Origin of the sequence: Alkaliphilus pronyensis (assembly GCF_009017275.1) — a bacterium.
Lineage (GTDB): Bacteria > Bacillota > Clostridia > Peptostreptococcales > Natronincolaceae > Alkaliphilus_C > Alkaliphilus_C pronyensis.
The window spans coordinates 1-13,610 of record NZ_WBZC01000046.1 but is presented as its reverse complement, the minus strand read 5'-3'; the positions used below and the strand labels follow the sequence as shown (position 1 = coordinate 13,610).

At 32.4% G+C, this 13,610-nt stretch carries 16 protein-coding genes and 3 riboswitches; of the genes, 1 reads left to right on the top strand and 15 read right to left on the bottom strand.

The features are described from left to right. Positions 1 to 108 precede the first annotated feature (108 nt). The 7 genes from F8154_RS11400 to F8154_RS11370 all read right to left on the bottom strand — a co-directional run bounded on the left by F8154_RS11400 (position 109) and on the right by F8154_RS11370 (position 6,053). Positions 109 to 699: an SOS response-associated peptidase gene (locus F8154_RS11400; RefSeq protein ID WP_192930272.1), complete on the bottom strand. Its 591-nt coding sequence runs from the start codon at positions 697 to 699 to the stop codon at positions 109 to 111. A 20-nt stretch (positions 700 to 719) separates the two neighbouring features. Then, a complete protein-coding gene (locus F8154_RS11395; protein ID WP_192930271.1) occupies positions 720 to 1,742 on the bottom strand; it encodes an ABC transporter permease in 1,023 nt (340 codons plus the stop codon). Then, on the bottom strand, positions 1,735 to 2,517 hold the full coding sequence (locus F8154_RS11390; RefSeq protein ID WP_151861747.1) for an ABC transporter permease: 783 nt from the start codon (positions 2,515 to 2,517) through the stop codon (positions 1,735 to 1,737). Before F8154_RS11390 ends, F8154_RS11395 begins: the two co-directional genes overlap by 8 nt. 13 nt (positions 2,518 to 2,530) lie before the next feature. Then, positions 2,531 to 3,466, bottom strand: a complete 936-nt coding sequence (locus F8154_RS11385) for an ABC transporter ATP-binding protein (RefSeq protein WP_151861746.1) — start codon at positions 3,464 to 3,466, stop codon at positions 2,531 to 2,533. A 158-nt stretch (positions 3,467 to 3,624) separates the two neighbouring features. Continuing rightward, on the bottom strand, positions 3,625 to 4,266 hold the full coding sequence (locus F8154_RS11380; RefSeq protein ID WP_151861745.1) for a response regulator transcription factor: 642 nt from the start codon (positions 4,264 to 4,266) through the stop codon (positions 3,625 to 3,627). Next, complete coding sequence (locus F8154_RS11375) at positions 4,263 to 5,405, bottom strand: sensor histidine kinase (RefSeq protein WP_151861744.1); 1,143 nt, start codon at positions 5,403 to 5,405, stop codon at positions 4,263 to 4,265. The genes F8154_RS11380 and F8154_RS11375 overlap by 4 nt, the downstream gene beginning before the upstream one ends. Before the next feature lie 51 nt (positions 5,406 to 5,456). Beyond that, entirely contained in the window at positions 5,457 to 6,053 is a 597-nt protein-coding gene (locus tag F8154_RS11370; protein WP_151861743.1) for a flavodoxin family protein, read from the bottom strand. A gap of 295 nt (positions 6,054 to 6,348) precedes the next feature. Here F8154_RS11370 and F8154_RS11365 point away from each other — a divergent pair, with 295 nt between their 5' ends. After that, the gene (locus F8154_RS11365) at positions 6,349 to 6,846 is read left to right on the top strand and encodes a DUF6512 family protein (RefSeq protein ID WP_151861742.1); all 498 of its coding nucleotides are present in this window, start codon (positions 6,349 to 6,351) and stop codon (positions 6,844 to 6,846) included. A 422-nt stretch (positions 6,847 to 7,268) separates the two neighbouring features. Here F8154_RS11365 and F8154_RS11360 read toward each other — a convergent pair whose 3' ends face one another. The 8 genes from F8154_RS11360 to F8154_RS15155 form a co-directional block, all read right to left on the bottom strand. Beyond that, complete coding sequence (locus F8154_RS11360; RefSeq protein ID WP_151861741.1) at positions 7,269 to 7,838, bottom strand: xanthine phosphoribosyltransferase; 570 nt, start codon at positions 7,836 to 7,838, stop codon at positions 7,269 to 7,271. 150 nt (positions 7,839 to 7,988) lie between these two features. After that, positions 7,989 to 8,090, bottom strand: a riboswitch (purine riboswitch). A 50-nt stretch (positions 8,091 to 8,140) separates the two neighbouring features. Continuing rightward, positions 8,141 to 8,569: a C40 family peptidase gene (locus tag F8154_RS11355; RefSeq protein WP_151861740.1), complete on the bottom strand. Its 429-nt coding sequence runs from the start codon at positions 8,567 to 8,569 to the stop codon at positions 8,141 to 8,143. 112 nt (positions 8,570 to 8,681) lie between these two features. Then, on the bottom strand, positions 8,682 to 9,476 hold the full coding sequence (locus tag F8154_RS11350) for an LPXTG cell wall anchor domain-containing protein (RefSeq protein ID WP_151861739.1): 795 nt from the start codon (positions 9,474 to 9,476) through the stop codon (positions 8,682 to 8,684). 62 nt (positions 9,477 to 9,538) lie between these two features. Next, positions 9,539 to 10,669 (bottom strand): TasA family protein, encoded by a 1,131-nt coding sequence (locus F8154_RS11345; protein ID WP_192930270.1) that lies wholly within the window; start codon positions 10,667 to 10,669, stop codon positions 9,539 to 9,541. Positions 10,670 to 10,701: 32 nt separating this feature from the next. Then, a riboswitch (cyclic di-GMP riboswitch) is annotated at positions 10,702 to 10,788 on the bottom strand. 8 nt (positions 10,789 to 10,796) lie between these two features. Beyond that, positions 10,797 to 11,954, bottom strand: a complete 1,158-nt coding sequence (locus F8154_RS11340) for a SipW-dependent-type signal peptide-containing protein (protein ID WP_192930269.1) — start codon at positions 11,952 to 11,954, stop codon at positions 10,797 to 10,799. A 21-nt stretch (positions 11,955 to 11,975) separates the two neighbouring features. Then, positions 11,976 to 12,056, bottom strand: a riboswitch (cyclic di-GMP riboswitch). Beyond that, on the bottom strand, positions 12,056 to 12,616 hold the full coding sequence (locus F8154_RS11335; protein ID WP_151861736.1) for a hypothetical protein: 561 nt from the start codon (positions 12,614 to 12,616) through the stop codon (positions 12,056 to 12,058). (Overlaps the previous riboswitch by 1 nt.) A 35-nt stretch (positions 12,617 to 12,651) precedes the next feature. Next, positions 12,652 to 13,236, bottom strand: coding sequence for a signal peptidase I (locus tag F8154_RS11330; RefSeq protein ID WP_151861735.1), 585 nt, complete (start codon positions 13,234 to 13,236; stop codon positions 12,652 to 12,654). Between the two features lie 29 nt (positions 13,237 to 13,265). Further along, the coding region (locus tag F8154_RS15155) for a hypothetical protein (RefSeq protein ID WP_192930268.1) at positions 13,266 to 13,610 on the bottom strand (345 nt) is incomplete at its 5' end.

Here is a 13,610-nt window from a genome sequence, read left to right as displayed (position 1 = left end):
TTTCACCTTAATAGATTATTATTAAGTGTTATCTATTATTAATTACGTTATAAACTGTAATTTGTTTATGGTTTTAAGCAAAATTAATTAACTTTAGAACTAATAACCTTAAACTACTTGAGAAACTATATCGTCTATTCTTTCTTCAAGTAAAAGACCTTTTAAGGTATTGCTATCTTTATTGCTAGGGTCAAGCCATATGTCTGTATTTTCCATAGTAAGAATGACCGGCATACGATGATGAATTTTTTTAATGGCTGGCATTGCCTCCTTAGTAATAATAGTAAATCCAGTATATGCCTCATCATTTTTATAAAACCTTCCATACAAACCTGCCATATAAAATAGCTTATGTTTGTTTAAGAAAATTTTGAATTTAATCTTTTTATTACCCTCATTTAACCATTCAAAATAGCAGTTGGCGGGTATTAAGCATCTTTTTTCAGTTAGAAGATTTTTAAACATAGGCTTACTATCAACAGTTTCTCCCCTAGCATTTATTATTAAGCTTTTAATATAGGGTACTGAAAACCCCCATTTAAAAATATCAATTTTATTACCATTGTTATTATGAATAACTGGATAGTCATAGGATGGGAAAATTTCTCCCCTATTTAAGCTTTGTTGCCTATTTATTTCAATATTAAATCTTTTTATGACTTCATCTAAATCCCCTTCAAAGAAAAATCTTCCACACATAAGTATCATCTCCTAGAAGTTTATAGCTCATCTACAGACGGCTTCAATACTTTTAAACCAAAGGTAAAGAATACAATACCAAATAATACAAGTATAGCTAGATCATTAAATATACCTTCTATACCTATACCCATAACAAGCTTATCATAAGCCTCCATCAACCACTTTTGAGGTAAAAACTGTGCAATGTTTTGCAATTTTTTTGGCATAAAAGCTATAGGGAAAAAACTCCCCCCCACTAGACATGTAGGCACTACCACCAAAGTACTTATGGCATTATATTTTTCTATATCAGAAATGAATGATGCTAAGGCTAAGGCTAAGGCTGTAGCTGCTATAAGAAAAAATATCATTATAATAAAAATACTGCCAATAAAGGCTTGATAATTTATATTTAAAATAGTACAGGTTAATAGTAAAAACATAAGTATTTGTACTGTTCCTATTGCTACAGAGCCTAAAAGTGTTCCCATAGTTATATCATATTCACTTAAAGGAGCAGAAAACATTCTCATAAGTGTTTTACCTCTTTTATCCTCTAAAAATAAAGCAATTGTTGAAGCCATAAACATTAGAACAAACATTGATAAAAAGCCAATAACGATTCTACCTTCTCCAAAAGTATTGGATTGTGCTTCCTCTGTTGCTTCTACTACACCACCATTTACTATATAGTTTTCTACCTTCCCCTTAAAGGTCTGTAGATCTTGACTATCCTTCAAAGCATATATTTTTATACCATTAGGGTTAGTAGTATCTAGTGATTTAATGTCTATGGCAAATTGAACGACTTTGCTTTTTATTGCTTCTTCGACTGAAATATCTGGTAGTTCTATAATTTTATATTGATTATCTTGTTGAAGTACTTGAATTAAACCATCCCCTATAATTTTATTTAAAACGCCAACCTCTATTTCCTTTTGCTGTGTCATGGAAGAGGCTAATATGCCTGCTAATATTGGAAATACAAGAAAATACAATAAAGTACTTTTTTCCTTCAATACTCTCTTTATGAAATTGATGGCAATTAATATACTATTCATATATATTGTTCCTCCCATACAGATATATTCCAAACAGGGTTAATATTAATGCAATAGCTGTAAGAACTATTATCGAGAAGCCACTTTCAATAAGTGAGCCACCCTCTATTACCCTCATATAAATGTCATAGCCCCACCAGTTAATAGTAAATCTACTGGCTAAGCCAAAGCCACCATTTTGAGTTAATCCTCCACTTAAAAAAGTCATAACAACAATTGTAAAGGACATAATACCTGATGCAATTTTACTGCTTTTAAATAAACCACCTGAAACAAAAGCAATAGATAGTGATACAGAGCCTAGAAGAAATGTTGCCAAAAAAAGCCCCCAATATGATGTTCCCCAATCAATATTAAATAGTAAATATGAAAGATATATAATAGTAAAGGAGGTTAAAAGCAATAAAAATGAATATCCTATTAAGCTCCCTATAAGATAATGGGATTTCTTCACTGGAGCGGTAAAGACCCTCATTAACGTACGCTCCTCCTTTTCTGCTATTATTGTAGTTGCAGCAATTATTCCCGATATCAATACATACATTACCAGTATAGATACAGCAAATTGTTGTACCATAGAGATGGATTTAGCACCACCAATAATAATTACCTCTACTATTGAACTACTATTATTGAAAAATTCTTCATCTAACCTATTATATAATGTGTCCATAATAAATATCTGAAAAATAGGCACACCGATTAATATAGGTAGCATTATTAAATTATTAAAAAAAGATTTTATTATAAGCTTTGCTATTCTAAATATATTCAACTAAAATCGCCTCCTAATCTCTTAAGCTTTTTCCAGTCAATTGAAGGAATACATTTTCTAGATTAACATCTGACAAAACTATATTTTTTATCCTTACTTGATTATTTGCCAGTATAAATAGTATATCTTGAAGACTTTCCTGTGGGCTTTTTGAGATTACCTCTATTTGATTATCTAATGTATGAATTGATATGATGCCTGGTAGCTTCTTCAATTGATCTATTGAAGCTATATCTTCATCTACCACATCTATTACTATTTTTTCACCTTTTGATATTTCTTTCTTTAAGCTTTCTTTATCTCCTAAGGCTATTAGCTTTCCATTATCCATAATTCCAACCCTATTACATATGGCCTCAACCTCTTCCATGTAGTGACTTGTATAAATAATAGTGGTGCCATTTTTATTTAGCTCTAAAATTGAGCTTAATATATGATTTCTCGATTGTGGATCTATCCCAACTGTTGGCTCATCCATAATTATGATGTCAGGCTTATGAGCTATTGCACAGGCAATATTTAATCTTCTCTTCATTCCACCTGAGAATTTTTTAGGCTTTTCTTTTCTTCTTTCTATTAACCCAGTAATGTTTAATGCCTCATCTATTTTATTCTTTAAATCCTTTCCCTTTAAACCATAAAGACTACAAAAAAATCTAATATTGTCTTCAGCTGACAAGTTGCTATAAATAGCTAGTTCCTGTGGAACTAAACCTAGTTTTCTTTTTACAACTAGGGGGTTTTTTTTAACATCAACACTATCAATTATAATGCTCCCATTATCAGGGGCTAAAAGACCCACCATCATCTTTATAGTTGTACTTTTACCAGCACCATTTGGACCTAATAAGCCAAATATCTCTCCTTTATCTATAGAAAGGCTTATTTGATCTACTGCAATTTTGTTTGAGTACCTTTTAATTACATTGTTTAAAGAAATATACGACATCTATATCACTCCTAAATAAATTTATCTTTATCTTTATATTTATATTTTATAATATTAAGTGGTTTCCCTCTATTACTTTAGGTCATTATAAGTAATGACAAAAGTCATTAAATAAATCCATAAAAAACCTAGCATTGTATTGCTTCAATGCTAGGTTTTTAAAGCTGTTTTTTGCCTCCCTTAAGATAAAAAATAGCAATTTGTGTTCTATCTCTTAAGTTTAACTTGTCTAAAATATCAGATATCTTGTTTTTCACTGTACCTTCACTTAAAAATATCTTTTCTGCAATCTCTTTATTAGCATAACCCTCTGAAATTAACTTCATAATACTAACTTCAGAATCAGTTAAGGAGTATTCTTGCCAATCAGTTGATTTTTCCATATGAAGCATTGACTTAAGCTTTGTAGTAACATCTGGATGAAGCAGTAAACTTCCTTGATTAACAATTTTTATAGCTTCAATAATTTTATCTGGTGATACATTTTTAAGTAGAAAGCCCTTAGCACCATTCTTTAGTGCCTCAAATATATAGTCATCATCATCAAAGGTTGTAAGAATTATAATTTTCTTATTAGGATACTGATTTATAATTTTTTTTGTTGCAATTACACCATTACATATTGGCATTCTTATATCCATAAGTATTACATCTACATCGATATTTTGTAGGTTATTATATGCTTCATCTCCATTACTGCTGGTGTTAACTACTTCAATTGCTGTATCCGTTGCTAATATGTATTTTAAGCTACTACGAATCAATTCATCATCGTCAACTATCATTACTTTAATATTCATTTTATCCCCCTTCTTTTTGGCAAAACAGTTATTACAGTAAATCCATTTCTTGAAGTCTTAATTTCAAGTTTTCCTCCTAATAAATTAGCCCTTTCCTCCATTCCCCTTATACCCATACCCTTGTTTATAGTAGTTGCTCCTTTACCGTTATCAGAAACCTCCAATACTACCTCATTAGCATTATAATTCAAAGTCACATTAATCTTACTCCCTTTTCCATGCCTTAAGGAGTTAGTAGTAGCCTCCTGTAGATTTTTATAAAAAGCTGTTATATCACCAGGTAGCAGATCATAAGGCTGTCCTTCAATATTAAAGGAGGTATTAAGCCCTGTTTGCTTTGAGAAGTTATCTAAAAAGTCCTTAAGAGTTAGAATTCCTCCTCTATACTTGATTGGCTTCATGTTCTTAACTGTGGTTCTAAGAAGGTCAACACAATCCCTTAAATAATCCCTAGCTGATTCAAGCATTGAATTAATGTTTTTTCCATTAGAGCTATTATATAAAATTATAGCTTCAAGTTGCATAAGTAATGCTGTTAATCTATGTCCTATAGTATCGTGTATTTCAACAGATATTCTGTTTCTTTCCTCTAACTGGGACATTGCTTCAACCCTTTCAGTATAATCCTCAAGGATATTTTTTGTATTTTCAAGCTGTATGCTATATCTTCTATTTTTATCATATAGCATTTCAATTTCTTGAATCTTACTTTCCATTTTCCTAACTTGACCAGCGAAAACATAAATCAAGAAGAATATAATGCTATTCATTAATATTAACTGATAAGATAAATCATTCATATTAGCAACATAAATAAATAAGGCAAAAAACAATATGCTATAATATTTTTTTAACATAGTCAATGAGTCTAATAGGGTTATAAATATTAGAATATAATTAATTCCTATATAATTGTAATTGATGAATATTATCATTGGAATATCTATAAAAATTGATAAGTTAATGCTATTTAATTTAGATAAATAATTTACCCGTAATTGTGAATTTAACATAAAAACAAGTAATGATATAACATATATAAAATCTACATTATTCTCTACTATCACCATTCCTATAATTGCTATTAATATTATAAAGAGTCTTATTATCTGCTTTAACTCTAAAAGCTTTGAAGACATAATGGTGCCCCCTTACCTTTAAAAAGTATCCCACTCCCTCATGAAAGGTCATCATTTACTTAACTCAGCTTTCTCCATCAGACTTCTTCCATGTTCTCTACATTCTATAAGTATTTTTTCGTCGGAAGATACGGGCTTTTCATCTAAGTTTGAAACGAAGTAGTTACCTATATATTCTGTATTAATAGATTTAAAAAATAAATCCATTATTGGTGTTATAGCAGAGAGCCCATAGGGTTGCTCTTTAGCACCTGCTGTGCATATCACAAATCCTAATCTCTTTTTATCTCTATCTATCATGGAATTATTTAAGGCATATTTACTTGACCATATAGCTTGATTTCTATCAATTAGGGCCTTTAATTGTGCACTTACACTATTAAAATATAATGGTGATGTAACTATTATTATATCTGAATTGTTGTATTTTTCATATATTTCATTTGTAGAATCCTTCAAAATACACCCTAGTTTTTTTGTACAGGCATCACAGGCAATACAGGGTAGGGCCTTAACCTCTGCTGCATATATCTTTTCAACCTCTATATTTGTGTCTATGTCTTTCATACCCTTTATAAAATTTTCTAGTAAAATATCATTGTTCATACCTTTTCTAGGACTACCTACTATAGCTAATACTTTAATCATAATAACATCCTTTCAATATATAATACTTTTTTGTTTAGACTATAAAAGCCTAAATTTACCGTTATATATAATATTATATATTATTTGTTTTAAAGTTTACATATCTGGTTACAAAGAATACTTAGTTCAGATGGAGTTTTAGCTCCATCTGAACTCTAGTTGCCCTTATTTCGAAGCATGGCGGCACTTATCTCCCACTTAAGAAGTGAGTGTTAGTAACACCGCTGAGATAAAATGTTATATTTTTATATTTATAAGTGATACTAAAACATATAATACAAAGGATGTGATGTTGTTGTCAAAATTAATCTTTTGGGAATTGGTAGGAGTATTCATTATTTTTGTTTTGGGAACGATATTCCACTTCGCCTATGATTGGTTGGGTAATATTAAGGCATTAGGATTCATATTTCCTGTTAATGAAAGTGTATGGGAACACTTAAAGATGGTGTTTGGGCCCTTCATTATTTTTTCAGTGTTTGAGTATTGTTTTATTAATAAATCATTTAATAAAATGATAGTTGCCAAGACTTTAGCAATATTTTCAGCATGTATAGCAATTATTTTACTTCACAATGGTTATAGATTAATACTAGGTCATCATGTAGTTATAATTGATATTGTAATATTTCTCTTATCAATAGTATTTGGTCAGTTTTTAAGCTATAAGATTCTTTCTGGTTCTCATCCTAGAATGTTTACTATTGATTTATCATACCTATGTATTTTTCTCCTATTTGTTGCATTTATTTTTCTTACTTATAATCCTCCAAATATTTTTCTATTCAAATAGCTCTAGTCGATATATTTAATTAAATGAAGCCATTAAAATAAAGAAAACTTAGTTCAGATGGAGTTTTAACTCCACCTGAACTCTAGTTGCCCTTATTTCGAAGCTTGGCGGCACTTATCTCCCACTTAAGAAGTGGGAGTGTTAGTAAGTCGCTGAGATAAATAATGGCTTCAAACTGAAGACAAAGCATATAATTTTAACAAACCCGATTTTTAAAACTTAAGTAAACGATTGGCGAAGTTAGAATAAAAAAGAGCGAAAAGATAATCAGATTAGGATTTTCAACTGTTTGAGCTTAAGCGAGTTTTGAAAATTCCTGATTATCTTAAGCTCATTCCCGTTTGGTTCTGAGCGGGTTTACGTAGTTTTGAAAATATCAAGAGTTTGTCTACAATCTAAAGCCATTAAAATAAAGAATGGCTTCATTTAAATATAATGTTTCCATCCTTCATTTCTTCAATAATAGCTAAGGATTTTACATTAATGCCTTTATCTCTTATTAATTTTCCGCCCTTTTGAAATCCCTTTTCTATTACTATACCTACACCCTTTAGATTACAATTTGCGCTATCAATTATTTGCTTTAACCCCAGTAAAGCTTGTCCGTTTGCTAGAAAATCATCTACTATTAAAATATTGTCCTTTTTATCTAAATAACGTTTAGAAACTCTTATTTTATAGGTAATATCCTTTGTATAAGAATATACCTCGCCTTCATAGGTATCCTTATCAAGATTTTTTGATTGTGTCTTTTTTGCAAAAACTACTGGAACTTTAAAGTATTGGGCAGTTATTGCTGCTATAGCAATTCCTGACACCTCTGCAGTTAATATTTTTGTTATATTATAATCCTTAAATAATCTATAAAATTCCTTACCTATTTCATTCAAAAGCTCTACATCCAACTGATGGTTTAAAAAGCTATCTACTTTTAAAATGCCATCTCCTTCAACCCGCCCTACTTCTAGTATTTTTTTCTTCAATAGTTCCATACTACACCTCCATAGATTTAAAGCATTTTATTGGTTTTTAATAGAAGGATAAAATGCTTTGTTTTTTATGTCTTACATAATAAAATCCCTGTTAACATTCTACAGGGATATACATTAATAGTAATAATAACAAAATCAAAAGACATTGTTTTTTCTATTTCTGCTACCCGTAGTCAAGCCATTTACGGTGGCTTGGTAGAAACTTATGGACCATATTTCCATTATTATACGAGAAAAAAATAAATTTAATATTAATTATATCTAACTTTCAAAAGCTTATCAATATTAATAGCATTTTTTCTTTATATTAAACGTACAGCACCTCTGAATTTCCTCCAGTGACGTTTAAGGGAATCTATTGATAGCCCTCTACTTGGGGACATGTGTATAAAATCAGTATCACTTATCATGATGCCTGAGTGGGTAATAATATTTCTTTTCACAGCAAAATACACCAAATCTAAGGGTTGTAGCTCTTTAATGTCTACAGCCTTCCATCCCAATGATTTTATTCCCCTAATATAACGATCGGGATCTTCTAAATACCAACGGTAGTTTATTGGTTCACCATCACTATCGGGTAGCTTTATTCCAAATTTCTCATAAAACAATATAATAAAGCCAAGACAGTCGATTCCCTCATCAAGACTTCTACCATTATGCTTGAATCGTGCATTTTTAAAGCCTTCAATTACCTCTTTAACCTTCTCTTGAAAATTATCTATTTCCATAATGTCCCTCCAGTTTAAATGTAATACTTAAGTCTTATGATAATATTTTATGTATAATCATTAAACTGGTGAGGGGTAATAGTAAAAGAGCTGGAAAATTCCAGCCCTTTAATTATGCTTTACTCTTTGGTTTTTTATTAATAAATATGCCTATTATTAGCAGCAGAGTTCCTAGTCCGTAGAAGAAGGTAGGTGTAAGCTCTCCTGTCTTAGGTAACGTACCTATTCCAAGTGGAATCTCCTCTTCCTCTAGCTCCTCTTCTATAATTTCTGGCTCTTCAACTTCTGGTTCACCTTCTGGAATATCTTCTTCTTCTATTTCTTCAATTTCTTCAGTTTCTATTATTGTAGGAGGATTAGGTCTTGGTCTTGGTCTTGGTCTTGGTGGATCACTAGGTGGTGTATAGCTTGTTGAAACTATCCATTTTACTGTTATAGATGCTGCTTGATATTCATTTGTGGTATCTTCATCCGGTAGCTCTACTTTAAAATCTAACTTAATATTATTGTTAGGTTGTATTTCGCCTATATACTGTGGAGTTTCTAATCCTTTAACTGAACCTGAATAAACAACTTCATCATTCTGATTTGTTATTATAAGCTTCAACTTGTCATTTAGGTTTCCTCCACCTTTTCCTTGAATCTCTCGTACAGTTCTATTATTTAGATATACAGGTAGAGGGTGTTCTCCATCGTTTGATACGGTCATGTAAGATTCCTTTTCATCTCCTGGGTTTAAGTTGTTTGTTGCTACGTTTTCTTGAGATAGCTCTACCCTCAATCCGTATTCACCACCGATAACCTCAAGAGCGAAGGTGTCCTGCAATCTTGTAGCAAGGGTAAAACACATAATGACAAGAAGTGTTAATACAATGTTGGCTATGGATTTAAGAATTTTACGTTTCATGGTAACACCCTCTCTTTTAATACATATATGGAAGCTTCTAATAAAAAACTTTTATCTATATATTACTCTTCATCAGATACTTCTAAACCCCACATTGCTTCAGCAGCACCGTTGCTTGCTTGAACTGCTTCTGCATTTAGACTAAATATATACTTTGCTCCTTGATACTCATTTCCAGTTTCTTCACCCTTTAAGTAAACATTAAAGCTAAGTGTTCTTGTTCTTTCATCCTCATCTGCCTCATCTCCGTAGGTACCTGCTATTCTTCCAAGAACATTTTCTTCATTTTCTTCTACTACATAGTAATAATAACCTGTTTCAAAGCCTTCTAAATTAAGTATCCAATTATCGTTACCAATTACATTCCAATCTACATTTTCAGGTGATAATAATGGTTCAGTTGAATTACCTAATTCTATTTGATATGTTAAATGAGAACGACTTGGTCTGTTTCCTTCCCAATCCATTGTTGATTCTCCAGTAAGAACAAAGCCTTCACCAAGATTTTCTCTTCTAATAATTAAATAGCTCCATCCATTTTCTTCAATAAAGTTTTCTGCCCCTAACTCAATGCCATCAAGCATAAGATTATTAACTAATACACTATATGCTTCACTGGTTGATCTGGTGGTTATAACTATATCATTGAAATCTTCTTCGTCAACAGCATATGTCATTGTAATGGCATCATCTCCACTACCTACTATATATGTAACAACCTCACCATCAAAGGTTAGCTTAAATGGAACAGCTGTAGCCTTAGGCCATGTAAAATGATTCTGAGTTCCTTGAGCTGGGCTATGGCTTCCCTCTTGAATAATTCCTAGTTCCCAGTCTCCTGATCCCTCTACACCTATTCTTGCCATTGCTCTTAATACACTATTGAATGTCTCTAAATCCTCTAAGCTTTGAATCCCAATCCAACCCTTATCTAGTTTTGCTCTAAGGTTAATTGCCTTTGTACCTTCATTAATAAAACCCCACTCAACAGTCCCTTCGTCTCCAGGATTCCAGTTATCCCAAGTTACAGTTTCGCCAAGCACAGCTTCGTCTGCTTCAAGAATTACTGTACCAGCTGTAAAAGTAGTCTCCCCCGCGTCAGCCTCATCAGTAAACCAAGCCATGGTTCCACCTGCTACCATTGCGATAGCCATTGTTAATGCCATCATAGTAAAAATTATTTTTTTTCTCATTTCCATTCCTCCAATTATTTTGTTTTTATATAATTGGCGGCCAGGCTACCACCCAGCAAAAGCTGAAAGGCCCTATGGCTTTGCGTCCCTATTTTTCAATAGGTTTGCCTTTTCATTTGAAACTACATTATCTTTTGAAAAAGTCCACACCCCAAGTTGTGTCCTCTGCTGCTGCATTATTTGATGCTTGAATAGCCTCAAACACAGTTGAAATAACATATCTTTTTCCTTGATATTGATTGTCAGTATCTTCACCATCTACTTTTATTTCTACACATAGCTCAGATTCATAAACCTCATTATCTTCTCTTTGGTATGTTCCTCCTAAATAACCATCATAATAGTAATAATCAGTTGCCTCATCATAAAACCAATCGGAATCATCGCAAACTGTAATGGTAATTACATCTATTTCCTTATCTCCGTGGTCTGGTGTAAATTCTTCCCACTGATAAGTTTCTTCGTTATACTGATACCAATTCCCTATTAATTTAGCCCTTACATGAATATCCTTTGTTCCAGTATTCTCTACATTATACTTTTTTGTAGAAGTATCACCAGGATTCCAGTTATGGTCTTTATCCTTATATCCACCTTTAACATAAATGGCATTTACATCATAGCCATCGGCTGCGTTTCTATCATTATCAGAAATATCTTGATCATTTTTAAAATCTTCTCTCTCAGAAACATCAATCAGCTTAATGAACTTAGCATAATCTACTGTTTCGGGTAGAGTAAAGGTACTGGTAATCTGATTACCCTGACTTGATGGTTGATTAGTAGCTGTACCAATAAGTATCCAATCTTCTCTGTTTTTACTAACATATACATCAGCCTTTTCCTCTGGATAATGGTTTCTCCCCCATGTATCCTCAACTACAGTAACAACTGAGAATTCTTCACCAGCTAATATAATGTGGCTAAACTCAACCTCTATTTCACCACCAAAGCCTAGACTAAAGAAATTTTTTTCATTTCTGCCACTTTCTAAAGATAACACTGCATTGGGATCTGACCGTAGAGATACAACATCTTCACCGTCATATCTTTGACCCTGCTGAGCTTCTACCACCCACTTAGGAAATATGTTATCATTTGTCCATTCGTGAACTTCTTCCTCTGGAATATTAACTACTTGATCTGCCTCAATCTTAACAGTACCAGCTGTAAATGTGGTTTCTCCTGCGTCAGCAGTTGAAGTAAACCAAGCCATAGTTCCTCCAGCTATCATTGCTGCTGCAATAACAATAGTTAGTACACTAAATATAATTTTATTCTTCACATACACACCTCCATTTTTAGGATTTGCGGCTAGGCTGCCACTCAAATGAAAGGCCCATTAGCTTTGCGTCCCTACTTTTCAATAGGTTTGCCTAAAATATATTATTGAGTTGGTACACCATAGATACTAGTTCCCCACTCATAATATGCTGCATTATTAGAGGCTTGTATTGCCTCTGCTTCAATATCTATCTTATACTCTGCCCCCAAGAAGCCTTCAATAGTATCAATAGAAACCTCAAATGTTAAATAGATTACTTCTTTTGGATCTACAACACCTGTATAATAATACCACCCTTGATTTTCTTCCCATTCAGTACTAATTAATATCCAGTTTGTGTTGGTTTCTCCATTTATACTACTAACCTCATTATCTGCTGCTAATACCCACTCATGATTTATCTTAGCCCTTAAAAATACCTCATTACTTCCATTGTTTTTGAATTTCCAGGAAACTGTTTTTGAGTTAGAATCTTCTCCATCAACAGGTAACCAATCAGAATCTTCTTCGGAATTTTTCGAGACATCTATATCTATTGTTCCAAAGGTAAACTTCGTATCTTCCACTGGAGCCCCATCAGTAAAGTAGGCAGTAGTAGCACCTATTATTAATGTAATAGAAATCAAAAACACCGAGAAAGACATTACTATTTTTTTAATCAAAGCATTCACCTCCCACCAGCTTTATCATATTTATGTTAGGATTCCTTTGCTTCTTTAATATACTTAAAAAGATTAAATAGCTGTGTTACTATTATAATTGCTCCTGGAACTATCATAAGAAGTAAGAAGCCCTCTTTAGTTCGTGCAAAGGAGAACACATAACCAACTAAGGGTATGCTGTATTTTACAACACCAACAACATTTTTTGCTGGAACTGGTAATGGATCATCCATATTATTGGCATCACCCCTTGTCTGAAATAGGATGGTGCCTTCATTATGTATTCCAACGACCCTATGGGTAGTAGCAGAGCCACCATCATTACCAGTATAGGTTATAATATCATTTACCTTTATATCCTCTGGATTTGCTTCCTTCACAAATATTATGCTTCCAGTTTTAAAGGTAGGACTCATACTACCACTTAGTACTATATACATTTGATGTCCTGCTATTGATGGTGGCCCCTGTGTTTGCTTGCTTTGGAACAGCATTATTAGCATACCAATTATAATAACACCCATTATACCTATAAAAATGTTTGAAGCTATTATCTTAAACTTATTCATTTTATTATTGTTTTTATTATTATCTTGAATTTCAAGAGAATGATTTTCCATTTGTTTCAATCCCTTCAAGCTAAGTTTTCCTATTCTTCTTTTTCTAACTCATCCTCTTCTTTTAAAAACGAGTCGTTATCTATTCCTTCTTCTATTTCTTCATCTTCTTCTTCGTCCTCTTGGCCTTCTTCTACTTCTTCATCTTCTTCTTCGTCCACTTGGCCTTCTTCTATTTCTTCATCTTCTTCTTCCTCTTGACCTTCTTCTATTTCTTCATCTTCTTCTTCCTCTTGACCTTCTTCTATTTCTTCATCTTCTTCTTCCTCTTGACCTTCTTCTATTTCTTCATCTTCTTCTTCGTCCTCTTGACCTTCTTCTATTTCTTCATCTTCTTCTTCGTCCTCTTGACCTTCTTCTATTTCTTCATCTTCTTC

Excerpts from the sequence above, each read along its gene's own strand:
- F8154_RS11400 (WP_192930272.1), bottom strand. The coding sequence starts at position 699 with ATGTGTGGAAGATTTTTCTTTGAAGGGGATTTAGATGAAGTCATAAAA.
- F8154_RS11395 (WP_192930271.1), bottom strand. The coding sequence starts at position 1,742 with ATGAATAGTATATTAATTGCCATCAATTTCATAAAGAGAGTATTGAAG.
- F8154_RS11385 (WP_151861746.1), bottom strand. The coding sequence starts at position 3,466 with ATGTCGTATATTTCTTTAAACAATGTAATTAAAAGGTACTCAAACAAA.
- F8154_RS11380 (WP_151861745.1), bottom strand. The coding sequence starts at position 4,266 with ATGAATATTAAAGTAATGATAGTTGACGATGATGAATTGATTCGTAGT.
- F8154_RS11375 (WP_151861744.1), bottom strand. The coding sequence starts at position 5,405 with ATGTCTTCAAAGCTTTTAGAGTTAAAGCAGATAATAAGACTCTTTATA.
- F8154_RS11370 (WP_151861743.1), bottom strand. The coding sequence starts at position 6,053 with ATGATTAAAGTATTAGCTATAGTAGGTAGTCCTAGAAAAGGTATGAAC.
- F8154_RS11360 (WP_151861741.1), bottom strand. The coding sequence starts at position 7,838 with ATGGAACTATTGAAGAAAAAAATACTAGAAGTAGGGCGGGTTGAAGGA.
- F8154_RS11355 (WP_151861740.1), bottom strand. The coding sequence starts at position 8,569 with ATGGAAATAGATAATTTTCAAGAGAAGGTTAAAGAGGTAATTGAAGGC.
- F8154_RS11350 (WP_151861739.1), bottom strand. The coding sequence starts at position 9,476 with ATGAAACGTAAAATTCTTAAATCCATAGCCAACATTGTATTAACACTT.
- F8154_RS11345 (WP_192930270.1), bottom strand. The coding sequence starts at position 10,669 with ATGAGAAAAAAAATAATTTTTACTATGATGGCATTAACAATGGCTATC.
- F8154_RS11330 (WP_151861735.1), bottom strand. The coding sequence starts at position 13,236 with ATGGAAAATCATTCTCTTGAAATTCAAGATAATAATAAAAACAATAAT.